Raw genomic sequence first — 23,526 nt, forward strand, 5'->3', positions numbered from 1 at the left:
AGAATAGCGCGAACATTCTCACTCCCGCGCAGAATACGGCTGAAGGGTTCAGGCAGACAACGGTACGGAATCGTCGCGAAGCGTTGGGCAGTACTGGCACATTTCAAGCAGGATGGCGACGTAGCTGCGCGCTTCCGCTTTCAGGTCAAAAGACTGGGGCGCGAAAAGCCAATTTTCCATCAGCCCGGAAATATAGCTGCGCATCAGGATCGCCGCGCGGCGGGTCAGTAAATTGGCGGGCAACAATTTTGCCTGCATGCATTGATTTAACGTGTATTCTATGCGGTCATAGCTCTCCAGACACAGGCTGCGCTGCGCCTGCTGGACAACGGCCATTTCGCCAACAAACTCACATTTGTGAAAAATGATCTCCATCATCAGGCGACGGCGCTCTTCAACTACCGTTGCTTCAAGGATATATACTAATATCTCTCTTAATACTGAGAGTGGATCGTCGGGGAATTTTGCCCGATACTCAGTCTCAAGATCGCTAATGCTGGACTCTGATAGCTCCCAGATTTCACCGAACAGATCTGACTTGTCTTTAAAATGCCAGTAAATCGCTCCCCGCGTGACACCCGCGGCCTGAGCAATCTGCGCCAGCGAGGTTGACGAAACACCCTGCTGTGAAAACAAACGCATTGCCACATCAAGAATGTGTTGTCGGGTTTCCAGCGCTTGTTGTTTGGTTTTTCGTGCCATACGTCAGTGAATTTACAGGAGTCAGATTTACATACATTTGTGAATGTATGTACCATAGCATGACGATAATATAAACGCAGCAATGGGTTTTTAAACTCAGGACCCTTGATCAATTTGAAATCGGACACTCGAGGTTTACATATGAACAAAAACAGAGGGTTAACGCCTCTGGCGGTCGTTCTGATGCTCTCAGGCAGCTTAGCGCTTACAGGATGTGACGACAAACAGGCAGAACAAGGAGCTCAGCAGATGCCAGAAGTGGGTGTCGTGACGCTCAAATCCGAACCTCTGCAGATGACCACCGAATTACCGGGCCGAACCAGCGCTTACCGTATTGCGGAAGTGCGTCCACAGGTAAGCGGCATCATCCTGAAACGTAACTTCACCGAAGGCGGTGACGTGAAAGCAGGTGAGTCTCTGTATCAGATTGATCCAGCAACCTATCAGGCGTCTTATGAGAGCGCAAAAGGCGATCTGGCGAAAGCAGAAGCAGCAGCCAAGATCTCTCAGCTGACGTTGAACCGCTACAAAAAGCTGCTCGGCACGCAGTACATCAGCCAACAGGATTACGACACAGCCCTGGCCGATGCGCAGCAGACGAACGCGGCCGTTGTAGTGGCCAAAGCGGCCGTTGAGACGGCACGTATCAACCTCGCCTATACCAAAGTGACCTCCCCTATCAGCGGTCGCATTGGTAAATCTTCCGTTACGGAAGGGGCGCTGGTGCAGAACGGTCAAACCAATGCGCTGGCTACGGTGCAGCAGCTTGATCCGATCTACGTTGACGTCACGCAGTCCAGCAACGATTTCCTGCGCCTGAAGCAAGAGCTGGCTAACGGCACGCTGAAACAGGAAAACGGCAAAGCCAAAGTGGAGCTGGTGTCCAATGACGGTATCAAGTTCCCGCAAGCAGGCACACTGGAATTTTCTGATGTGACCGTCGACCAGACCACCGGGTCCATCACCTTACGTGCGATTTTCCCGAACCCTGACAAAAATCTGCTGCCAGGTATGTTCGTGCGCGCCCGTCTGGAAGAAGGGACCAATCCTAATGCGCTGCTGGTACCACAGCAGGGTGTGACCCGTACGCCGCGTGGCGATGCGAGCGCGCTGGTTGTCGGTGCTGATGACAAAGTAGAAACACGCAACATCACCGCCACGCAGGCGATTGGCGACAAGTGGCTGGTAACGGATGGCCTGAAAGCGGGTGATCGCGTGATTATTACTGGTTTGCAAAAAGTACGTCCTGGCGCGCAGGTGAAAGCGCAGGAAGTCAAATCTGACGATAAACAGCAAGCCGCAGCCGGTGGCCAGTCAGAACAAACCAAGTCTTAACTTAAACAGGAGCCGTTAAGACATGCCTAATTTCTTTATCGATCGCCCCATATTTGCATGGGTGATCGCCATTATCATCATGCTAGCCGGGGGACTTGCGATCCTGAAGCTGCCTGTCGCGCAATATCCAACGATTGCGCCACCGGCAGTGACGATCTCCGCAACCTACCCAGGGGCTGATGCCAAAACGGTGCAGGACACCGTGACACAGGTTATCGAACAGAACATGAACGGTATCGATAACCTGATGTACATGTCCTCAAACAGTGACTCAACCGGTACGGTTCAGATCACCCTGACCTTCGAGTCAGGCACTGATGCCGATATCGCGCAGGTTCAGGTGCAGAACAAACTGCAGCTGGCGATGCCGCTGCTGCCGCAGGAAGTACAACAGCAGGGTGTGAGCGTCGAGAAATCGTCCAGTAGCTTCCTGATGGTTGTTGGCGTTATCAACACCAACGGCACCATGACGCAGGAGGATATTTCCGACTACGTAGGCGCCAACATGAAGGACGTGATCAGCCGTACGTCCGGTGTGGGTGACGTGCAGCTGTTCGGCTCCCAGTACGCGATGCGTATCTGGATGGATCCGAACAAACTGAACAACTTCCAGCTGACGCCGGTTGACGTGATCAGCGCCATTAAAGCGCAGAACGCCCAGGTTGCCGCCGGTCAGTTAGGCGGTACGCCGCCGGTGAAAGGCCAGCAGCTTAACGCCTCGATCATTGCGCAAACGCGTCTGACCTCTGCGGATGAGTTCGGCAAAATTCTGCTGAAAGTGAATCCGGACGGTTCTCAGGTTCGCCTGCGCGACGTGGCGAAAGTGGAACTGGGCGGTGAAAACTACGACGTTATCGCCAAGTTCAACGGCAAACCGGCTTCCGGTCTGGGTATCAAACTGGCAACCGGCGCTAACGCCCTGGACACCGCGGCAGCGATCCGTGCAGAGCTGAAGAAGATGGAACCTTTCTTCCCGTCAGGTCTGAAAATCGTTTACCCGTATGACACCACGCCGTTCGTGCAAATCTCCATTCACGAAGTGGTGAAAACGCTGGTTGAAGCGATCATCCTCGTGTTCCTGGTCATGTATCTGTTCTTGCAGAACTTCCGTGCAACGCTGATCCCAACCATCGCCGTGCCGGTTGTACTGCTCGGGACCTTCGCGATCCTTGCGATATTTGGCTACTCGATAAACACCCTGACGATGTTCGGGATGGTGCTCGCCATCGGCCTGTTGGTGGATGACGCCATCGTGGTGGTCGAGAACGTCGAGCGTGTGATGGCGGAAGAAGGCCTGCCGCCGAAGGAAGCAACCCGTAAGTCGATGGGCCAGATCCAGGGCGCGCTGGTCGGTATCGCGATGGTACTGTCTGCGGTATTTATCCCGATGGCCTTCTTCGGTGGCTCCACCGGGGCGATTTATCGCCAGTTCTCGATCACCATCGTTTCCGCGATGGCCCTGTCGGTGCTGGTGGCGTTGATCCTGACGCCTGCCCTGTGTGCCACCATGCTGAAACCGGTCCAGAAAGGTGGACACGGCGAGCATAAAGGCTTCTTCGGCTGGTTCAACCGCATGTTTGACAAGAGCACGAACCACTACACCGACAGCGTGGGCAGCATCCTGCGCAGCACCGGTCGTTACCTGCTGCTCTATATCATCATCGTGGTAGGCATGGCCTTCCTGTTCGTTCGTCTGCCAAGCTCGTTCCTGCCAGACGAAGACCAGGGCGTGTTCCTGAGTATGGCTCAGCTTCCTGCAGGTGCCTCGCAAGAGCGTACCCAGAAGGTGCTGGATGAGATGACCGACTACTTCCTGACCAAGGAAAAAGACAACGTTGAATCCGTGTTTGCGGTAAACGGCTTTGGCTTTGCGGATCGCGGTCAGAACACCGGTATTGCCTTCGTCTCTCTGAAAGACTGGTCCGAGCGTCCGGGTAAAGAGAACAAGGTAGAAGCAATTACCGGCCGTGCGATGGGCACCTTCTCGCAGATCAAAGATGCGATGGTGTTCGCGTTCAACCTGCCGGCAATCGTTGAGCTGGGTACGGCAACCGGCTTCGACTTCCAGCTGATTGACCAGGGCGGTTTAGGCCATGAGAAACTGACTCAGGCGCGTAACCAACTGTTTGGGGAAGTTGCGAAACACCCTGACCTGCTGACCGGCGTGCGTCCTAACGGCCTGGAAGATACGCCGCAGTACAAGATCGACGTCGATCAGGAAAAAGCGCAGGCGCTGGGTGTATCCATCAGCGACATTAATACCACGCTGGGTGCAGCCTGGGGCGGTAGCTACGTCAACGACTTCATCGACCGCGGTCGCGTGAAGAAAGTGTACGTCATGTCGGAAGCGAAATACCGTATGCTGCCGAACGATATCAACAACTGGTACGTTCGTGGTAGCGATGGTCAGATGGTGCCGTTCTCCGCCTTCTCTACCTCGCACTGGGAATACGGTTCACCGCGTCTGGAACGCTATAACGGCCTGCCATCGATGGAAATCCTCGGTCAGGCTGCAGAAGGTAAGAGTACCGGTGAAGCGATGGCGATGATGGAGCAGCTTGCCAGCAAACTGCCAGCGGGTATCGGCTATGACTGGACCGGCATGTCCTATCAGGAACGTCTGTCCGGCAACCAGGCCCCTGCCCTGTACGCCATCTCGCTGATCGTGGTCTTCCTCTGTCTGGCGGCGCTGTATGAGAGCTGGTCGATTCCGTTCTCGGTTATGCTGGTGGTTCCGCTGGGGGTTATCGGTGCGCTGCTGGCCGCTACGTTCCGCGGGTTAACCAACGACGTTTACTTCCAGGTGGGCCTGCTGACAACCATTGGGCTGTCGGCGAAGAACGCGATACTTATCGTTGAATTCGCCAAGGATTTGATGGAGAAAGAGGGTAAAGGCCTGATTGAAGCCACGCTTGACGCCGTACGTATGCGTCTGCGTCCCATCCTGATGACCTCGCTGGCGTTCATCCTCGGGGTGCTGCCGCTGGTTATCAGTTCCGGTGCCGGTTCCGGCGCGCAGAACGCCGTAGGTACGGGCGTAATGGGCGGGATGGTGACCGCGACCGTTCTGGCGATCTTCTTCGTGCCGGTGTTCTTCGTGGTGGTACGCCGCCGCTTCAGCCGCAAGAATGAAGATGTTGAGCATAGTCACCCGGTAGAACGTCACTGATACCGGTTTCACCTGATAAAAAGGCCGCATTTGCGGCCTTTTTTCTTTCTGATTAAAATCAGAAATTACGCTTATTGCGGTTTTGTATATTTTCCGCCATCGTGAAAAGGCATATCATAATTAACTGAAAATTTAACAGGCGAATTTAGAATTTTTTTATTTCTATTTCTTCGCATACATTATTAGGAACATTCCTGGTTTTTTGTGCAAGAGAGAGAGAAGTCTGAATCTGGACATCTAATGGCGTTAAGCTAACTCAATGAAACATAAGGAAGCCCTGAAAAAATAAGGTTATCGGGATAAAAAAATGCCGGCCCGAACGCACATTTGCGTAGAGGATCGCAGAGGCCGCTTTTAATTGTAATTTTTCGTAATAGCGCGGTGAAATCTTGATCAGAGTGGCTTATAGTTAGAGATATCAGGAACACAGCACCCGCGTGGCTAAGTGAGTTGTATCCATCCCGACAATGTTGTTCGGTGAGTAAGAAATCACTCAAAAGGGGATGCGCTATGGACGAGTACTCGCCAAAAAGGCATGATATCGCGCAGTTGAAATTTCTCTGCGAATCCTTGTACCATGACTGTCTTGCCAATCTTGATGAAAGTAACCATGGGTGGGTTAACGACCCCACCTCGGCCATCAATTTGCAGCTTAATGAGCTGATAGAGCATATCGCCACCTTCGCACTTAATTATAAAATTAAGTACAATGAAGATAATAAGCTGATTGAGCAAATTGATGAATATCTGGATGACACCTTTATGTTGTTCAGCAGTTACGGCATTAACGCACAGGATTTGCAGAAATGGCGTAAATCAGGAAATCGGCTATTCCGTTGTTTCATCAATGCAAGTCGAGCTAATCCTGTTAGCCTTTCCTGTTAAAATTATTACAATGACTAAGGTGAATTTATGTCTGAAAAACCATTAACCAAGATCGATTATTTGATGCGCTTGCGACGTTGTCAGTCACTGGACACGCTTGAACGTGTTATCGAAAAAAATAAATATGAGCTTTCTGATAACGAACTGGCTGTATTTTACTCAGCAGCGGATCATCGCCTGGCCGAGTTAACCATGAATAAGCTTTACGACAAAATACCGTCTTCCGTATGGAAATTTGTCCGTTAATTTTTGTACCTGGCTGTAGAGTGTCTACGTCAATGTTAGTGGGATTCCCTTTCGCGTTACGCCCCCCTGTGTGACACACAGGTCCCCGTGTGAAGAATCACTCACAACAATGTTGTGACTATCGTCACACCTGCCTTTTGGGAACGTTCCCTTTATGTTGAATTCCTTTTACCTTAAGGTCATCAACAAATGCTGAGAGGTTCCCATGAGTGAAGAAAAACGAAAGATGATTGCGGGCGAGCTGTATCGCCCTGGCGATGAAACGCTACGGGCCGATCGGTTGCGCGCGCGTCATCTGCTGCATCGTTATAACCACACCGCACCTGATGAGAAAGCAGAACGCACGGCCTTGCTGAAGCAACTGCTGGGGCAAAGCGAAGGCGCATATATAGAGCCGAGCTTTCGGTGTGACTATGGCTACAACATTTTTCTGGGCAACGATTTTTACGCCAACTTTGACTGCGTGATGTTAGACGTCTGCCCTGTCCATATTGGCGATAACTGTATGCTTGCACCGGGCGTGCATATCTATACGGCCACCCACCCGCTGGATCCGACAGAGCGTAATAGCGGGGCTGAATATGGCAAACCGGTGACCATCGGCAACAACGTCTGGATTGGCGGACGCGCGGTAATCAACCCTGGCGTGACGATCGGCGATAACGCGGTGATCGCCTCCGGCGCAGTCGTGGTTAAAGACGTTCCGGCGAATGCCGTGGTGGGCGGTAACCCGGCGAAGATCATTAAGATGCTGTAAGCCTGCCAGACGTAACTGTTATGGCTTTTCACCCCATAACTGTTACTTTCCTCCCCCCGGCCGCTCCCCTAAAATGAGCAGATCCCCTGTATTTTCACGATTCATGAAGGCAAAAAATGACAGAGATACAGCGCCTGCTCACCGCCACCATCGACGATCTCAACACCCGTGAAAAGCGCGACAATCGCCCGCGCTTTAGCATCAGCTTTATCCGCAAACATCCGGGACTGTTTGTTGCCATGTACGCCGCCTGGCTGGCCACGCTGGTTGTCATGATGACCTCCGCAACGCTTGCCGACTCGGTCTGGCTTCTGGTGGTGCTCTTTGTGGTGTTTAACGCGTTCTTCTTTTTTGACGTTAATCCGCGCTATCGCTATGAAGATATCGACGTGCTTGATTTCCGGGTCTGCTATAACGGCGAATGGTATAACACGCGCTATGTGCCGTCGGAGCTGATCGACAACATTCTTCATTCGCCGTCGGTCGATATCAGGCAAAAAGAGCAGCTGCAAAAAATGGTCTCGACCAAGGGACAGCTCTCTTTCTACGACGTGTTCACCCTTTCCCGCCCCGCTGCTGCACAATCAGCTGCTGTAAACGCCTGACTGCGGGTGTGAACTGCGAGGCAGAGGTATTACCGTACCCCAGCACCAGGCCGGTTTGCCCCTGCTTCGTCTCAAGGTAGTATCCGCTCAGCGCCGCCGGTGCCAGCTGGAAGGCTCTCGCCTGCTGGGCTATTTCGCTGTCGTCGATGCCCTCAATCGCCACGGTAAGATGCATCCCCCCCTCTCCCGCCAGTACGCCATGTTCAACGTGCAGTTCAGCGCTTAGCGTCTCGCGAAGCTGTCGGTAGCGTTTGCGGTAGAGCCTGCGCATCGCCGCAAGATGCCGCGCATAATGCCCCTCCTCAATAAACAGCGCCAGCGTGCGCTGCTCGGCGCGATGACCGCCGCGCAGCAACGAGCCGATAGCGTGTCCCGTGGCCCTTGCCAGCGCAGGCGGGAGAACCATAAAACCAATCCGCAGCGACGGAAAAAGCGTTTTACTGAACGTCCCGAGATAAACCACCGGCGCGTTTTTTATCATCCCGAGCATTGCCGGAACCGGCTCACCGGCGTAACGAAACTCGCTATCGTAATCATCCTCAATGATCCACGCCTTGTGGTGCTGCGCCAGCGCAAGCAGCGCCAGGCGCCGGCGCGCGCTAAGCACGCTCCCGTAGGGAAACTGATGGGAAGGCGAGGTAAAAATCAGCGACGGGGCAGGCGCGGGCTGTGCTTCCCAGCGCATTCCCTCGTCGTCCACCGGCATACCCACCATCCTTAAGCCGGATTTGGCAAACGCGCTTTTTGCTCCGGCATAGCCGGGGTTCTCCACCCAGGCGACGTCGCCTGGCTCGCTGAGCAGTTGGGTGCAGAGGTTAACGCCCTCCAGCGCCCCCTCGGTGATGACTATCTGGCTGGCCTCGCAGTTAATCCCGCGAGAAAGGGCCAGGTGACGGGCGATGGCCTCGCGCAACGCCGGTTCACCCGCCGGGTCGCCATAGCCCAGCAGGGCGCTGCCCTCCTCCCGCAAGACGCGATCGTACAGGCGTCGCCACAAAGGCAGCGGGAAATAATTGATAGCGGGCGTGCCGGGGGTCAGTGCCATAACCGGCGTGTCGCGGGGCGTGGGTGTCGGCAGCAGGGTCACACGTTTTGCAAGCGTGACCGCAGGCTCGGGTAAATCCCTGGCGATAGCGCGGGGAGCCAGCTGCGCCACGCGCGTTCCCTGACGGTTACGCAGCAAATACCCTTCGAGCGTGAGCTGCTCCAGGGCCGCATTGACGGTGTTGCGCGAAAGGTGAAGCTGCTGCGCAACGGTGCGTGAGCCCGGCAGGCGGCTATCGGCGCGCAGCCTGCCGCCCAAAATCGCCTCCCGCAGCGTCAGATACAGGGTGCGCTGCAGCGTCTCGTCTTCACGCGTGTCGAGCGCATCCCTAAACAGGGCATGAAATTCATCGCCAGGTATATTCATTTTTCTCTCCCGTGGTACCACGAAAACATAACTCAGTGGTGCTTTTTAAGGAACCAAAACTTATCTACTCTGAGGGTCTACTGACGATGACGGGGAAAACAATGAATACAATCAATGCGTTTGGACAACCGATGGGCGATGCACTGGAAGACTGGCAGCCACGCCCCCATCCAGAGCGAGTGGTACTGACGGGCCGCTATTGTCGGCTTGAACCTTTATGCGTCGGGCACGCACAGGCGCTGTTTTCCGCCTATCAGCTGGCGGAAGATACGCGCAGCTGGACGTGGCTGCTGCGCGAACCCGATGCCACCGCCGACGCGTTTGCCGGTTGGGTCGAAAGCGTCTGTGAGCTCTCTGATCCCATGCATTTCACGGTGATTGATAATCAGACCCAGTCTCCGGTCGGCACGCTGGCGCTGATGCGTATCGATCCCGCCAACGGGGTTGTCGAAGTGGGTCATGTGCATTTTTCACCGCTGCTCTGCCGCACGGTAATGTCCACCGAAGCGCACGCTCTGCTGATGCGTTATGTCTTTGATACGCTGGGCTATCGACGCTACGAATGGAAGTGCAACAGCCTTAACGAGCCATCCCGCAAAGCGGCGCTGCGTCTGGGCTTTCAGTATGAAGGACGCTTTCGTCAGGCGCTGGTCACGAAAGGCCATAACCGGGATACTGACTGGTTTTCAATCATTGATAAAGAGTGGCCCGGGCTGGTGGCCGCCTTTGAGAAATGGCTTGCCACCGACAATTTCAGCGCCGATGGCAAGCAGATAAGATCCCTGGAAAAGTGGCGAGATGCGCGCCTCTAACGCCGTTTTTTGCGTCCCTGTACCGCTTTAAAGCGCGGGTTAGATTTGCAAATAACGTACAGACGTCCCTTGCGTTTGACGATCTGACAGTCGGGATGGCGCTGTTTGGCGCTGCGCAGCGAGTTAAGTACCTGCATGGTTAACCTCGCTTCGCATTAAGAAAGCCGCCAAAACGCTTGCGGAAGCGTGCTGCGCTGCCGTCCGTCGAGAACGTTTTTTGCTTACCGGTATAAAATGGATGCGATTTTGAAGAGACCTCGATGGTGATATACGGATAGGTTTCACCGTCGAGTTCAATTTCGCGGTCCGTTTTGATGGTCGAACCGACCTTAAAGTATTCGTTGGCACTGGTGTCATGAAACACAACGGTGCGATAGGCAGGATGGATATTTGGTTTCATCGTGGACTCTTCATGTATTGTTATAACATAACAAAATGATATCCGAGCGCTGGCGCAAAAACAACCCTCAATCACGCATCACGTTGACAGCGATCTGTCCTGCATCCCCTTTTCTGAGCTAAAATCAATCGCTTTGACGCGCTATACGGTATTATTTGACGATAACGTCTTTCTCTTCTGAAGGGCTTACTCAGCGCCCCGGAGCGGGCATATGAGGAAGGATACAACCGCATGAGAACCCGACATCTGGTCAGTCTGGTAACAGGTATACTGATTTTTTCGGTGCTGGTCCCCATTTGCCTCAGCATCTGGCTGGCGCACCGACAGGCGGAAGAGAAATTTGTGGACGCGCTCGACGGTTATGCATCGCGCGTGCTGCTGCGCACGGATAAAGTGGTTGAGCAGGCGAAAGACGCGCTTTCACAGCTTCAGACCCTGCCCTATCCCCCGTGCAGCCGTCTGCATCTGCGTGAAATGCGGCGGGTTGCCTTCTCCTTACGTTATATCCAGGAAGTGATTTACGCTGAGAACCTGAAGCCACGCTGCTCCTCTCTGGAACAGACCAGCGCCGCCGCCCCCTTTCCACCGCCAATACGCACCACGCATGATGGCTATGACGCCTGGCTGACCACGCAAAACGATCTGGGCTTTAATCACTACATGGCGGTGATGGGAAAGGGAAATTATCTGGTGATGATCGATCCTGAATCGCTGGTCGATGTGATCCCCTTTGGTGCCGTGCGTATGGATGCGGCTCTGATTGGTCACGATAATCACATTGTCTTTGCCAGCAGCGACACGCTCGAGCCGCAGATTCGTCATCAGCTGGAAACGCTGAGGCCTGCACGTTTGCAGTTCAACGGTTCGATGTACGTTGCGAAATCGGTTCCCGACCTGGGCGTTACGGTGGTGACGTGGGCGGCGTTAAAACCGCTGGAAGCGTCCTGGCACCGGCAGCTTCTTGTCTGGCTTCCCTTCGGGATACTGGTCAGCCTGCTCGCGGCGCTGTTTGTCCTGCGGATCCTGCGCCGTCTTCAGTCTCCGAAGAACCGTCTGCAGGATGCCCTTAACAGCCGCGATTTTGTGGTTCACTACCAGCCTATTGTGGACCTGGACAGCGGTAAAGTCGTCGGTGCCGAAGCGCTGAGCCGCTGGCCCCAGCCTGACGGCAGCAGCCTGTCACCGGATATCTTTGTGCCGCTGGCCGAGCAGACGGGCCTTATTTCACAGCTGACCCAACTGGTTATCGAAAAGGTGTTCGAGGACATGGGCCACTGGCTTCATCTGCATCCTGACCAGCATATTTCGATTAACCTTGCGCCTGCGGATTTGACCTCAGGCAAGATCCCCCCGCTGCTGCACAGCCTGCTGAACAAATGGGAGGTTCATCCCCGGCAGATAGCCCTGGAGCTGACCGAACGCGGCTTTGCCGATCCCACCGTCAGCGCCCCGGCCATCGCCGCATTCCGCCGTTCAGGGCATGCTATCTATATCGATGATTTTGGTACCGGCTACTCCAGCCTGAGTTATTTGCAGGATCTGGACGTCGATACGCTCAAGATCGACAAATCCTTTGTCGATGCGCTGGAGTACAAAAACGTCACGCCGCACATCATCGAAATGGCAAAATCGCTGAAGCTGGCGATGGTTGCGGAAGGGATTGAAACAGAAGGCCAGCTTGCGTGGCTGCATCGTCACGGCGTGCAGTATGGACAAGGCTGGTACTACAGCAAGGCGCTGCCAAAGATGGAGTTTATTCTGTGGGCCGAACGCAATCTCGACCCGCCTCAGCCTGAGTAAGTGCGGCCACGCTGGGTGGCCGCGTCGTGCAGGTTAACGGTCGCGTTGTTGCCAGCTAAAGCTATAGCGCAGCTGGCGGTGTTGCAGGATAAATTCCGGTGACACGCTCGGGCTCCACGAATCATCGCCCCCCACGCCCATATGGAAAGCATCGAGGCTCAGCCAGCAGCCCGGCTCATCGCGCAGCAAATGCTGGTGCGTTGTCTCACGAAGCTGCTTCTGGCTATGACGGCTGACGGAGAAGTGGAAACGCCCCCGCAGCGCGTGCGCGCCGAAATCCAGTTCGCGCGTGTCGCAGCGCAGGCCGTTTTCCGTCGGGAAGATGTACGGCGTCTGCATGGCGTGCAGCGGTAACGTCCAGCGCCCCTGCTGTGCCGCCAGCTTACGGTCCGGGTAGTTTTCCAGCGGTCCTGACCCCAGCCACTGTACGGTTTCAGGCGTCTGCGCAAGCTGAACGCTCAGGCCAATCCGCGCCGGCTCGGGAATATCCGCCGCAACCTGCACCTGGACCTCGCCGTGCAGGATGCCTTCATCATCAATCCGCCAGACCTTGTGACTCAGGAATAACCCCTTGCCGCGATGCTCCCAGACATGACGCGTGGTCACGACCGCCTCGCCAGCCCGTTGTTCCGCCTCGCAGTGCAGCAGGCGCGGGGTAACATCGTACATTCCCGCCGCCTTCCAGCGCTCGACCCAGGCATTCGGATCGATGCGCGTGGCTTCGCTGACGCCGATATCGTTATCCAGCGGGGCACGCGTAAAGTTATCCGTCAGCGGCGTGAGCAGCGTTTCCGCACCACGGTTCCGCCACCCGGACAGGTGCCCTGAGACGCGATCAAACAGCCACTGCTGATGCCGGTGCGTAATTTCAAGTCGATCATCGCGCGTCACCAGAACCGGCGCACTGCCTTTGGGTTTTGACGGCGGGATGTACAGCGGAGCCGCAAGCGGCCACTGATCCCAGGCGCAACGATGGTTTTCCCGTGACCATGGCGTCGCCCGCGGCTGGACGACCTCAACGTTAAGCCAGACCTCGCCCGGCGACGCGGTTAGCGCAGGCTGGTCGATCGCCAGACGCTGCGTGCCCTGCGGCGCGATGCACAGCGCTATCTCGCCGGAGGCCAGCACCTCGCCATCACGCGCAATGGACCACCTCAGATGCTCATTATCGGTGTCGCGGAACAGATAATCGCTTTGCACCTCAACCACCAGCGGGGAGGTGCTCGCCAGCCTGAACGTGAAGAATTGCTGGGCGCGCTGGGCCTCATACAGCGCCGGATGCGGAGTACGATCCGGAAAAACCAGCCCGTTCAGGCAAAACTGCCGGTCGTTTGGCTTATCGCCGAAATCGCCGCCGTAGGCCCAGAACGCGTTACCGTTTTCGTCTTTTTTGGTCAGCGCCTGGTCAACCCAGTCCCAGACAAACCCGCCCTGCAGGCGCGGATGGTCACGAAACGCCTGCCAGTATTTGGCGAAGCCACCGAAGCTGTTGCCCATCGCATGGGCGTATTCGCAGAGGATCAGCGGACGCGTTTCATCCGGCATACCGATCCATTTCTTAATCGACCACTTAGGAACCGCCGGGAACGGCTGATCGCAATCAACGCGGGCGTACATCGGGCACACAATATCCGTCGCCGTCGTGTTTGCCCCGCCGCCTTCATACTGCACCGGACGCGTCGGATCGGTGGTTTTGATCCAGCGATACAGCGCATCGTGGTTGGCCCCATGCCCGGACTCATTGCCCAATGACCAGATGATGATCGACGGGTGGTTGCGATCGCGCTGCACCATGCGGGTCACGCGCTCGCTCATGGCGGGAAGCCAGCGCGGATCGTCAGCGAGGCGGCTCATCGGCACCATGCCGTGCGTTTCGATATTGGCCTCGTCGACCACGTACAGCCCATAGCGATCGCACAGGGAGTACCACAGCGGATGGTTCGGATAGTGCGAGCAGCGTACGGCATTAAAATTGTGCTGCTTCATCAATTCAATATCGCGGCGCATTGTGGCTTCATCCATCACCTGCCCTCGCTCAGGGTGGTGTTCATGGCGGTTCACGCCGCGGATCAACAGCGGTTTGCCGTTTAGCTTCAGCAGACCGTTGCTGATTTCAACCCGACGAAAGCCGACATCGCAGGCCTCCACCTCCAGCACCTTGCTCTCACTATCCTGGAGCGCAAGCGTCAGACGATACAGCTCGGGGGTTTCCGCGCTCCAGAGGGCGGGAGCATCGACAGGCATCGACACCGTCAGCCGCTCATCCCAGCGGCCACGTTCATCCACGATAGCGGAGCCAGGACGCTGGCAGGCGCTGGCGCACGGTTCGCCGTTGCGCCACAGCGTTAACGCCACGCTGCAATCCGCATAGCGGGCACCGGCCAATGCGACGTCAACCTTCAGCACCGCGCGGTCACACTCGGCGTTCAGATCGGTCGCCACGGTATAATCGGCAATCTGCGTCCCGGGCTTATGCAGCAGCGTCACGTCGCGGAAGATACCGCTCATGCGCCACATATCCTGGTCTTCGAGATAGCTCCCGTCGCACCAGCGTAACACCATCACCGCCAGGCGGTTTTCCCCGGGACGCAGCGCGGTGGAGAGATCAAACTCAGCGGGCAGGCGGCTGTCCTGTGAATAACCGATCCACTCCCCGTTGCACCACAGATGAAACGCCGAATTCACGCCATCGAAGATGATGCGGGTTTGACCGCTTTCCAGCCAGGCGTCATCCGGAGTAAATGTGAGCGAGTAACAACCCGTGGGGTTTTCAGCCGGAACGAACGGCGGATTGACGGCGATAGGGTAAGTGACGTTGGTGTAGATGGGCGTATCGAACCCCTGCATCTGCCAGTTAGACGGCACGGGCATCGCGACGGCATCAGGCAGTTCGTCCGTCACCCACGCCTCGGGAACCTGCTCAGGGGCCGGGAACAGTGCAAACCGCCATTCGCCGTTCAGTGACCGCCTGCCCGGCGAATATTCGTCCTCTCTGGCGCACCGCTCGTCGCGCCAGCTATGAAGCGGCGCATGGGCCGCCAGACGATTCCACCGCGTAACGCCGGGATTTTCCCAGTCCCGACGCGCCAGAAGTGCGCTGAGGGTCAGCGGCTGTATATTGGACATAATAACCTCGTTGCGAAGCGCTCACAATTTTAGTCAACATGCCCTGGCAACATGCGGGGGTAAAGCACCTGACGGCAAGGAAGCGGGCCAGATCACAAAAGATCTACCCGCGCGCGATTTTCTCGGCCAGCACGGCCAGGCTTCTTAGCTGCCGGGCCAGATCTTCACGTTCGGCCTGCAAAGGCGCGCGCGGGGCGCTGGACTGTCGGGTAATCAGGGTGACGGGAAGCTGCTTCTGCCAGCGCGTTTCGCCCCGCGTCGGGGCCAGCAGCCACTCCACGCTTTGCTCGCCCGCCTCGCGGAAGGCCTGACGTATGGTGGTGAGCGGGGGCGTGAACCAGGCGCTGTCGGCCGTGTCATCAAACCCCACGATCGCGATCTGTCCGGGGACGGCAACCCCCTTTTCTGCACAGGCGCGTATCACGCCCAGCGCCATCTGATCGTTTGCCACAAGGATGGCCTCGGGCAATTCCGCGCCCGATAACAGCTGATGGCCTTTTTCGTATCCCGAAGCAGCACTCCAGTCGCCGCAGGCTTCGCCAGCAGGCTGAAGACCCGCCTGCGCCAGCACGTCGCGCCAGCCCGCGAGACGCGCCTTCGCCGAGACGGCATCGTTGGGCCCGCTGAGCAGCGCAATCCGCCGGTGTCCGAGGGCAAGAAGATGCTCAGCCCCGAGTCGCGCGCCCTGCCCGGCATCAAAGACCAGACTGTTAACCTCTGCAGAAGGGGCAACATCAAGGAACAGAATCGGCACAGGCGAGGCCATCGACTGCAACAATTCCGCGTACGGATCGTCGAGCGGAACGTTGACCAGCAGCGCATCCACGCGCTGCGCCAGTAACTCCTGCAGGGCGGCCTGACACTGCTCAGGGCGTTCAACCATCGAAATCAGTACGCTCGCCCCCTGCTCGCCCGCGCGGGATTTTACCGCCGAGGCAATTTGTGACGGGGCGTGGAGGGCAAGGTCGGTGGTTATCAGCCCCAGCGTGCGGGTGCGCTTTCCGGCCAGCTGCTGCGCCCCGCGGTTCGGGACGTAATGCAGCTCCGCCATGGCCCGCAGGACCTTTTCCCGCGTCCGGGCAGAGACATGCTCTGCCTCGTTAATGACGCGGGACACCGTCTGATAAGAAACCCCCGCAAGGCGGGCTACGTCATAAAGGGTGATCGCTTTCATGCACTCTGACATCGTTAAAAAAGATGCCGCTATTCTGGCACATCGGCCTTATGAATACCTGTGAGCGCTTCGCATTATTACACCACCCGCGCGGGCTTACCTACTCGCGGCTTCTGGCGAAACCACGGCATACAGAGCTGAATGAGCGGGCCAATGGATAATGCGTACAGCACCGTGCCGACACCAAAGGTTCCGCCCAGCGCGATGCCAATCACCAGCACCGAGACTTCAATCACCGTGCGCACCACCCGGATTGACCAGCCAAACCGCGCATGCATACCGGTCATCAGCCCGTCACGCGGGCCTGCGCCAAAGCCCGCGCCGATATACATCCCGGTTGCAAGGGCATTCACCACGATGCCAGCCACCAGCAGGGCGATACGGATCGGCAGCGACGTCAGTTCCGGGATCAGCGCCATTGAAGCATCCGCCGCCAGGCCAATACAGATCACGTTGCTGATCGTCCCAAGCCCGGGCAGCTGCCGAAGCGGGATCCACAGCAGCAGGACCGCCGCCCCGGTCAGGATGATCACCGTACCGATGGTCATTCCCAGCTGAAGCGCGACCCCGAGGTGAAACACATCCCACGGATCGACACCCAGATCCGAACGGATAAACATCGCGGTCGACAGGCCATACAGCCCCAGCCCGATATAAAGTTGAACCAGACGACGTACCATTATTTGCTCTCTACAAAGAATCAGGCGTTCATCATGGCGGAAAATGGCACTATGATTAATGTCCAGTTTTCAAATAGTGGACTGCATATGTCATCACGCCGCTTCGGCAGCCAGTCTTTAGTGCGCCTGTTAGGCCACTGGCAGCAACCCTCCTCACGCACCCCGCTCTGGCGACAGTTGGCTGATGCGTTACGTCTGCTCATTCTTGACGGCAGGCTGGCGCTCAATACGCGCCTGCCGGGGGAGCGCGAACTGGCGACCTCGCTTAACGTCAGCCGGACAACCATCAGCAGCGCGCTGGCGCATCTGCGGGAAGAAGGCTACCTGGAAAGCCGCCACGGCAGCGGCTCGCGCGCGATCCTGCCGGACACCCGCGCCGTTCCGACGCTTTCCACCGCAAGCGTCGCGCTTGATCTGTCAACGGCCGCCCTCAGCGCCGGGCCTGAACTTCACCAGGCCTACACCCATGCGCTGACGGCCATCGCCCAGCACCTGACCTTAACCGGATACGATCAGCTGGGGTTACCTGCCCTGCGCGAAGCTATCGCGGCACGTTACACCGCGCGGGGGCTACCCACCCGTGCGGATGAGGTGATGGTGGTCAACGGTGCGGTTAGCGGCTTTGCCCTGGTATTGCGCATGATGACCGGCCCCGGCGACCGCGTGGTGGTGGATCATCCGACGTACCCGCTGGCGATAGCCGCCATTCAGGGCGCGCTGTGCAGGCCGGTCGGCGTCTCGCTGCCTGAAACCGGCTGGGACACCGACGGTTTTGCCGCCACGCTTGCGCAAACCGCGCCGCGTCTGGCGTACCTGATGCCGGACTTCCATAACCCGACCGGACGCTGCATGGATAACGTAACGCGCCAGGCGATAGCCGATATTGCCGCCAAAACCCGCACTCCGCTGGTGGTGGACGAAACCATGGTCGATCTGTGGTTCGATGCCCCGCCGCCACCGCCGCTGGCCGCGTTCAACCCCGAGGCCACGGTCATTACGCTCGGTTCGGCAGGAAAAAGTTTCTGGGGAGGATTGCGGCTCGGGTGGATCCGCGCGTCGTCGCGAACGATTGCCACCCTCGTTCAGACTCGCGACACGCTGGATTTGGGCTCTCCCCTGCTGGAACAGCTGGCCACGGTGTGGCTTATCGAAAACAGTGAGACTTTTCTGCCCGCACGCCGGGCCATGCTGGCGAAACGCCGCGACCGCTGCGGCGAGCTGTTGCGCGAGCATTTTCCGCAGTGGACCTTCAATGAAGCGGAGGGCGGGCTTTCCTACTGGGTTGAGTTGCCCGGCATGCTGGCAACACAGCTTGCCGCCCGGGCGGAGGCGCTGGGCATTAATCTGGGAACAGGTACGCGATTCGGGCTTTCAGGGGCCTTCGACCGCTATCTCCGTATGCCCTTTTCACTCGATTCGGCGGAGCTTGAGCAGGCGCTGCTGAGAATTAAGCCGCTGTGGCTGGCGCTAAACGGCACCACGCCGCCCGTGAAGCAAAGCCCGGTATAATTGGTTAAGCGAAGCGGATAATAAAAACTGCTGACTGTCATGCAACAGTCAGCAGTTTTCACAGGTCAGGATTTAGTGCTGAGGAGGAATAGGGAAACCTTTCAGTGAAATAACGAAACTTTCACCTTCTTTCTTTATTTTTGCGCCGGTGTCGCACCAGTCAGACGCAATACGAAAGAACTCATCACTTTCCACATTCCAGCCAAGACGAACATGTTTTACATAGCCTGAACGCAACAGATCGCAGGCCTCTTTGTAGTCACTGGCAGTCGAGGGTTGTTGTTTCATTTTCTCTTCTTCAGAAGTTTACGTAGGGCTTTGATTTCTTTAGGAGTAAAAGGAGAAACGCTCTCTTCTTCCGTATGCTGATTATCAATATCCTCTTCCGATACTCCCGCCTCTTCTACCGCTTCGAATGCCAGCAGTAGCAGTTTCTCTGTGGTCACGCTCAGGTTCTCATTATTCACTTCGGCATAGTGGCGAAGTCTTTCTTTTAGCGCTTCATCAATTTTAACGTTTAATACCGCAGTAGCCATAATGGTTACATCCCTTCGCAATAAGTTATTTATTTAATACACGAAGTTGTAAGTCTTATCCAGATATATATTTTTTGCTTATGACAGAAAAAAGACGCCCAATAATAAAATGCCAGTCTATTATTACAGGTTTATGACAATATTATTTCAGGGGAATGAAAGATATATTACATGGCAAAATTTAGGCTTAATAAATGTGTGGATTAATTCCGTTTCCAGGGTCAACGCGACAGGGAGGAAAGAGTGAGAATGTCTGGAGAGCAGAAATGGGTGGGGGCCCTGCCAGCTACATCCCGGCACACACGTCGTCTGCCCTGGCTGCTTCCTTCCGGACCTGACCTGGTGAACAGAGTAGCGTTGCGGGAGAACCAACAGAGCCCCCATTGAGAGCGTTGATAACCAACGCGCTGGCGCATTATCCCCATGCAGCACCCTAATTGCAAGCCGCCCGCAACTGGATGGTGGTTTATTGCGCAAACTTCCCTTTAATATCAGGTATTATCTCCTTTTCAGGCCTCTGAACGCCAGAATCGCAATTCCGACAGGAGCAGTAATGGACAGACACGACTCTTTCCCGCAGCGCGTGTGGCAGATTGTGGCCTCCATCCCGGAGGGGTTTGTCACCACCTATGGCGATGTCGCCAGGCTGGCGGGATCACCGCGTGCTGCGCGACAGGTAGGCGGCGTGCTTAAACGTCTGCCGGAAGGCAGCACGCTTCCGTGGCACCGGGTGGTGAACCGCCACGGCGCCATCTCGCTCACGGGGCCGGATTTACAGCGTCAGCGTCAGGCGCTGCTCGCAGAAGGGGTACAGGTGTCAGGAAAAGGGCAGATTGATATACAGAAGTATCGCTGGCGCTATTAGCGCCCTCTCCCGAAAGAGAGGGCGAAAGGCCGATTAAAGCTGGGTAGGAGGGTTTGTTGGCATCGCAGGCTGATTTGCCTGCGGCGCGACCGGCACGGCGGTCTGCTGGACAGGCACCAGCGTCAGGTCGGCTTTGGTGCCGCCTTTGTTGATCACTTCCTGAACCGTATCAGTGATAAAGACCAGCTTATCGTTGATCGTCACCGCGGCACTCAGCAGGATACGCGCGTTAGGCTGAACCTCTGACGGGTTAAACGGCAGCACGAAGCTGAACGGCGCCTGTTTACCCTCGGTACGTACCGCACGCTGTGCCAGCACCTTAGACGGGGCATCGGCCATAGACGCGTCGGAAAGCGTAACCGTCAGGACTGCATCAGGCGGTAAAGCCACTTTCTGACGGATCCATACCGTACCAGAAACATTCGGCTGCTTAATGGTTTGCTGCGAAAGTGTACTTACTCCACCCGGGGTAGCGGTTGGAACGGCTACATCGGCGCTCTTATCGGCACAGGCTGATAGCGCAACCGCCATCGCAAGACCACTTAGCATAGGCACGAGTTTCATTGAAGTCTCCTTATCATCAATGCACCAGCGGGATCGATCCCATCCGATGTCGTTTACATTCACATAACGTTTTTAAGTGTGGCACAAATCACTGATTAATGCCTAATTTTGACTGGATATTCAGACTAATCTACCCATCGGACCACTTAGATTTCTGCGTTATACTCAGCGTATCTTTCGCCACGGCGTTATATTGAGGACAATTATGAGTCAAGCACTGAACAATTTGCTGACGTTACTGAACCTGGAAAAAATCGAGGAAGGACTCTATCGCGGACAGAGCGAAGATTTAGGTTTACGCCAGGTCTTCGGGGGGCAAGTGGTTGGCCAGGCGCTGTACGCCGCAAAGGAAACCGTCCCGACGGACCGTCTGGTGCACTCCTTTCACAGCTACTTCCTGCGCCCGGGCGATAGCGCAAAACCCATTGTTTATGATGTTGAAGTCCTGCGTGATGGCAACAGTTTTAGCGCCCGCCGTGTGGCAGCCATCCAGCACGGCAAGCCGATCTTCTACATGACCGCCTCATTCCAGGCACCCGAACCGGGCTACGAGCATCAGAAGACCATGCCGCCAGCGCCTGCACCGGATGATTTGAAATCTGAGACGGACATCGCCCGCTCGCTGGCGCACCTGCTGCCGCCTCAGGCGAAAGAGAAGTTTCTCTGCGATAAGCCGCTCGAGATCCGCCCCGTCGAATTCCATAACCCGATGAAGGGCCACGTCGCCGAGCCAAAACGCCAGGTGTGGATCCGCGCCAACGGCAGCGTGCCGGAAGATTTCCGCGTGCATCAGTATTTACTGGGCTATGCCTCTGATTTTAATTTCCTGCCAGTCGCGTTGCAGCCGCACGGTGTTGGCTTCCTGGAAAAAGGGATGCAGGTAGCAACCATTGACCACTCCATGTGGTTCCATCGTCCGTTCGACATGAACGACTGGCTGCTTTACAGCGTGGAGAGTACGTCGGCATCCAGCGCCCGCGGGTTTGTGCGGGGCGAGTTCTATACCCAGGATGGCGTGCTGGTGGCCTCAACGGTGCAGGAAGGGGTAATGCGTAATCGCGGTTGACGTAAAAAAGCCGGGTGGCGGCTTCGCCTGACCCGGCCTACAAAAGCAAAATCACAGGCCCGGTAAGCGCAGCGCCACCGGGCAATGGACTCTGGTTACGCGTTATAAGCGTTCTCGCCGTGGCTGTTGACGTCCAGCCCTTCGCGCTCCTGCTCTTCCGGTACGCGCAGGCCCACGGTCATGTCCGCCAGCTTGTAGCCGATAAAGGCCACTACGCCAGACCACACCACGGTGATGGCAATACTTTCCAGCTGGACCAGCACCTGATGCATCATGGTCACGCCTTCCGCGTAGCCCACGCCACCGAGCGACGTTGAGGCGAAGATACCCGTCATGATACAGCCGATAATGCCGCAGACGCCGTGCACACCAAACACGTCGCAAGGATCGTCCACGCGCAGTACGCGCTTCAGGGCCGTAACGCCCCACAGACCGGCCAGACCCGCCACGATGCCGATCAGCAGCGCGCCGCCAACGCCCACGTACCCACAGGCCGGGGTAATACCAACCAGACCGGCAATCGCACCTGAACAGGCACCCAGCAGGGAAGGTTTACCGCGCACCGCCCACTCACCAAACACCCAGGAGAGGATTGCGCCCGCGGTAGCCACCACGGTGTTCACAAAGGCCAGCGCCGCGATTTCGTTAGCCGCACTTGCTGAACCGGCGTTGAAGCCGAACCAGCCAAAATAGAGAATTGCCGTACCGGTAAACACCATCGGCAGGTTATGCGGCTTGAATGCTTCTTTGCCAAAGCCCACACGTTTGCCGATCAGGTATGCGCCGACCAGGCCCGCCACCGCAGCGTTAATGTGCACAACGGTACCGCCCGCAAAGTCCAGCGCGCCGTGGGAGGCCAGCAGACCGCCGCCCCAGACCATGTGCGCAATTGGCACATAGGAGAGCGTCAGCCAGACCACCACAAAAATCAGCACCGCCGAGAAACGAATGCGCTCGGCCAGCGCGCCGACAATCAGCCCGACGGTGATACAGGCGAACGATCCCTGGAAAGCCACGTGAATATACTGGTAGAAGCTGCCCATTAAGGCGGTCAGCTCGATATTTTTCAGCATCGCCCAGTTGAAGTTACCAAAGAAGGCGTTGCCTTCCCCGAAGGCCAGCGAGTAGCCGTACACTACCCACAGCATGCAGACCAGCGCGAACGTCACGGCCACCTGCGTCAGCATAGAGAGGACGTTTTTGCCGCGGATCAGGCCGCCGTAAAACAGCGCAATGCCCGGGATAGTCATGAACAGCACCAGCGCGGTGCAGATCATCATAAAGGCGTTATCTGCTTTGTCTGCCACAGCAGGGGCAGCCATGGCGAGGCCCGGCAGCAGCGCCAGTGACCCCAGACCCGTTTTAATCGTTGCTATCTTCATTTTCTCGATCCCTATCACTGTATGCAGGCGTTAATTAAAGAGCCGCTTCGTCGTTTTCGCCGGTACGGATGCGAATGACGCGCTCCAGTTCAGCAACAAAAATTTTGCCGTCGCCAATTTTGCCGGTATAGGCAGCTTTGCTAATAATATCAATCACTTCATCAAGCTGATCGTCTGCGATTGCGACATCAATCTTCACTTTTGGCAGGAAGTTAACGCTGTACTCCGCGCCGCGATAAAGCTCGGCATGCCCTTTCTGACGCCCAAAGCCTTTCACTTCGGTGACCGTCAGCCCCTGAATACCCATGGAAGACAGGGCTTCACGCACGTCCTCAAGTTTGAATGGTTTAATAATCACCGTAACGAGCTTCATAAATCCCCTCCAGTCAGAATTCGGTATTGGCCGTAGCTGCACGAAGAGGCTATTGCAAGCGGTATGCCAGAATTGAAAAAGCGAGGAAAAAGCGGCGCGGTGAACGCAGGACGGGGATTGTCATTTAAC

At 56.5% G+C, this 23,526-nt stretch carries 23 protein-coding genes and 1 other RNA gene; 11 read left to right on the top strand and 13 right to left on the bottom strand.

Annotation, left to right across the window (positions count from 1 at the left end):
* Positions 1–48: 48 nt before the first annotated feature.
* Positions 49–702 (bottom strand): multidrug efflux transporter transcriptional repressor AcrR, encoded by a 654-nt coding sequence (gene acrR, locus I6L58_RS07355; RefSeq protein ID WP_006176942.1) that lies wholly within the window; start codon positions 700–702, stop codon positions 49–51.
* A gap of 141 nt (positions 703–843) precedes the next feature.
* Here acrR and acrA point away from each other — a divergent pair, with 141 nt between their 5' ends.
* From acrA to I6L58_RS07385, 6 genes are all read left to right on the top strand, one after another.
* Positions 844–2,037, top strand: a complete 1,194-nt coding sequence (gene acrA, locus I6L58_RS07360; protein WP_088207829.1) for a multidrug efflux RND transporter periplasmic adaptor subunit AcrA — start codon at positions 844–846, stop codon at positions 2,035–2,037.
* Between the two features lie 22 nt (positions 2,038–2,059).
* Positions 2,060–5,206 (top strand): multidrug efflux RND transporter permease subunit AcrB, encoded by a 3,147-nt coding sequence (acrB, locus tag I6L58_RS07365; protein ID WP_088207830.1) that lies wholly within the window; start codon positions 2,060–2,062, stop codon positions 5,204–5,206.
* A gap of 510 nt (positions 5,207–5,716) precedes the next feature.
* Positions 5,717–6,091, top strand: coding sequence for an Hha toxicity modulator TomB (tomB, locus tag I6L58_RS07370; protein WP_006176939.1), 375 nt, complete (start codon positions 5,717–5,719; stop codon positions 6,089–6,091).
* Positions 6,092–6,118: 27 nt separating this feature from the next.
* Positions 6,119–6,337 carry an HHA domain-containing protein gene (locus I6L58_RS07375; protein ID WP_006176938.1) on the top strand — a complete coding sequence of 73 codons (219 nt, stop codon included), beginning with the start codon at positions 6,119–6,121 and terminating at the stop codon, positions 6,335–6,337.
* 205 nt (positions 6,338–6,542) lie between these two features.
* The gene (gene maa, locus I6L58_RS07380; protein ID WP_088207831.1) at positions 6,543–7,094 is read left to right on the top strand and encodes a maltose O-acetyltransferase; all 552 of its coding nucleotides are present in this window, start codon (positions 6,543–6,545) and stop codon (positions 7,092–7,094) included.
* A gap of 116 nt (positions 7,095–7,210) precedes the next feature.
* Positions 7,211–7,699 (top strand): YlaC family protein, encoded by a 489-nt coding sequence (locus I6L58_RS07385; RefSeq protein WP_042320836.1) that lies wholly within the window; start codon positions 7,211–7,213, stop codon positions 7,697–7,699.
* On the opposite strand, the gene pdxR is transcribed toward I6L58_RS07385, so the two are convergent.
* A complete protein-coding gene (pdxR, locus tag I6L58_RS07390; RefSeq protein ID WP_088207832.1) occupies positions 7,650–9,110 on the bottom strand; it encodes a MocR-like pyridoxine biosynthesis transcription factor PdxR in 1,461 nt (486 codons plus the stop codon). The two genes, I6L58_RS07385 and pdxR, sit on opposite strands and share 50 nt — an antisense overlap.
* A gap of 101 nt (positions 9,111–9,211) precedes the next feature.
* On the opposite strand from pdxR, the gene I6L58_RS07395 reads away from it, so the two are divergent.
* Positions 9,212–9,922 (top strand): GNAT family N-acetyltransferase, encoded by a 711-nt coding sequence (locus I6L58_RS07395; RefSeq protein ID WP_088207919.1) that lies wholly within the window; start codon positions 9,212–9,214, stop codon positions 9,920–9,922.
* Here the strand turns inward: I6L58_RS07395 and ykgO are convergent.
* Positions 9,919–10,059 carry a type B 50S ribosomal protein L36 gene (gene ykgO, locus I6L58_RS07400; RefSeq protein WP_003859006.1) on the bottom strand — a complete coding sequence of 47 codons (141 nt, stop codon included), beginning with the start codon at positions 10,057–10,059 and terminating at the stop codon, positions 9,919–9,921. The genes I6L58_RS07395 and ykgO overlap by 4 nt on opposite strands.
* Positions 10,060–10,061: 2 nt before the next feature.
* Positions 10,062–10,322 (bottom strand): type B 50S ribosomal protein L31, encoded by a 261-nt coding sequence (locus I6L58_RS07405; protein ID WP_006176933.1) that lies wholly within the window; start codon positions 10,320–10,322, stop codon positions 10,062–10,064.
* A 231-nt stretch (positions 10,323–10,553) separates the two neighbouring features.
* Here I6L58_RS07405 and I6L58_RS07410 point away from each other — a divergent pair, with 231 nt between their 5' ends.
* Complete coding sequence (locus tag I6L58_RS07410; protein ID WP_088207833.1) at positions 10,554–12,122, top strand: EAL domain-containing protein; 1,569 nt, start codon at positions 10,554–10,556, stop codon at positions 12,120–12,122.
* 33 nt (positions 12,123–12,155) lie between these two features.
* Here I6L58_RS07410 and I6L58_RS07415 read toward each other — a convergent pair whose 3' ends face one another.
* The 3 genes from I6L58_RS07415 to yczE form a co-directional block, all read right to left on the bottom strand.
* Entirely contained in the window at positions 12,156–15,248 is a 3,093-nt protein-coding gene (locus tag I6L58_RS07415) for a beta-galactosidase (RefSeq protein WP_088207834.1), read from the bottom strand.
* A gap of 103 nt (positions 15,249–15,351) precedes the next feature.
* Positions 15,352–16,422 carry a LacI family DNA-binding transcriptional regulator gene (locus tag I6L58_RS07420; protein WP_088207835.1) on the bottom strand — a complete coding sequence of 357 codons (1,071 nt, stop codon included), beginning with the start codon at positions 16,420–16,422 and terminating at the stop codon, positions 15,352–15,354.
* A gap of 77 nt (positions 16,423–16,499) precedes the next feature.
* Positions 16,500–17,102: a membrane protein YczE gene (gene yczE / locus I6L58_RS07425; protein ID WP_006176929.1), complete on the bottom strand. Its 603-nt coding sequence runs from the start codon at positions 17,100–17,102 to the stop codon at positions 16,500–16,502.
* A gap of 87 nt (positions 17,103–17,189) precedes the next feature.
* Here yczE and yczR point away from each other — a divergent pair, with 87 nt between their 5' ends.
* The gene (gene yczR / locus I6L58_RS07430) at positions 17,190–18,611 is read left to right on the top strand and encodes a MocR-like transcription factor YczR (RefSeq protein ID WP_042321407.1); all 1,422 of its coding nucleotides are present in this window, start codon (positions 17,190–17,192) and stop codon (positions 18,609–18,611) included.
* A gap of 72 nt (positions 18,612–18,683) precedes the next feature.
* On the opposite strand, the gene I6L58_RS07435 is transcribed toward yczR, so the two are convergent.
* The 3 genes from I6L58_RS07435 to ffs all read right to left on the bottom strand — a co-directional run bounded on the left by I6L58_RS07435 (position 18,684) and on the right by ffs (position 19,521).
* On the bottom strand, positions 18,684–18,899 hold the full coding sequence (locus tag I6L58_RS07435; RefSeq protein WP_006176927.1) for a hypothetical protein: 216 nt from the start codon (positions 18,897–18,899) through the stop codon (positions 18,684–18,686).
* A complete protein-coding gene (locus tag I6L58_RS07440; RefSeq protein ID WP_006176926.1) occupies positions 18,896–19,147 on the bottom strand; it encodes a hypothetical protein in 252 nt (83 codons plus the stop codon). Before I6L58_RS07440 ends, I6L58_RS07435 begins: the two co-directional genes overlap by 4 nt.
* A gap of 277 nt (positions 19,148–19,424) precedes the next feature.
* Positions 19,425–19,521: signal recognition particle sRNA small type (gene ffs / locus I6L58_RS07445), an RNA gene on the bottom strand.
* Positions 19,522–19,700: 179 nt separating this feature from the next.
* Here ffs and I6L58_RS07450 point away from each other — a divergent pair.
* The gene (locus I6L58_RS07450; protein WP_088207836.1) at positions 19,701–20,012 is read left to right on the top strand and encodes an MGMT family protein; all 312 of its coding nucleotides are present in this window, start codon (positions 19,701–19,703) and stop codon (positions 20,010–20,012) included.
* 33 nt (positions 20,013–20,045) lie between these two features.
* On the opposite strand, the gene I6L58_RS07455 is transcribed toward I6L58_RS07450, so the two are convergent.
* Positions 20,046–20,576 carry a YbaY family lipoprotein gene (locus I6L58_RS07455; protein WP_006176924.1) on the bottom strand — a complete coding sequence of 177 codons (531 nt, stop codon included), beginning with the start codon at positions 20,574–20,576 and terminating at the stop codon, positions 20,046–20,048.
* Positions 20,577–20,781: 205 nt separating this feature from the next.
* On the opposite strand from I6L58_RS07455, the gene tesB reads away from it, so the two are divergent.
* Entirely contained in the window at positions 20,782–21,642 is an 861-nt protein-coding gene (gene tesB, locus I6L58_RS07460) for an acyl-CoA thioesterase II (RefSeq protein ID WP_006176923.1), read from the top strand.
* Between the two features lie 95 nt (positions 21,643–21,737).
* Here the strand turns inward: tesB and amtB are convergent, their stop codons facing one another.
* Both amtB and glnK read right to left on the bottom strand, forming a co-directional pair.
* Positions 21,738–23,024 carry an ammonium transporter AmtB gene (gene amtB, locus I6L58_RS07465; RefSeq protein ID WP_088207837.1) on the bottom strand — a complete coding sequence of 429 codons (1,287 nt, stop codon included), beginning with the start codon at positions 23,022–23,024 and terminating at the stop codon, positions 21,738–21,740.
* Positions 23,025–23,058: 34 nt separating this feature from the next.
* Positions 23,059–23,397, bottom strand: a complete 339-nt coding sequence (glnK, locus tag I6L58_RS07470; protein WP_006176921.1) for a P-II family nitrogen regulator — start codon at positions 23,395–23,397, stop codon at positions 23,059–23,061.
* Between the last annotated feature and the right edge of the window lie 129 nt (positions 23,398–23,526).

Origin of the sequence: Enterobacter cancerogenus, assembly GCF_019047785.1 — a bacterium.
GTDB classification, from domain to species: domain Bacteria; phylum Pseudomonadota; class Gammaproteobacteria; order Enterobacterales; family Enterobacteriaceae; genus Enterobacter; species Enterobacter cancerogenus.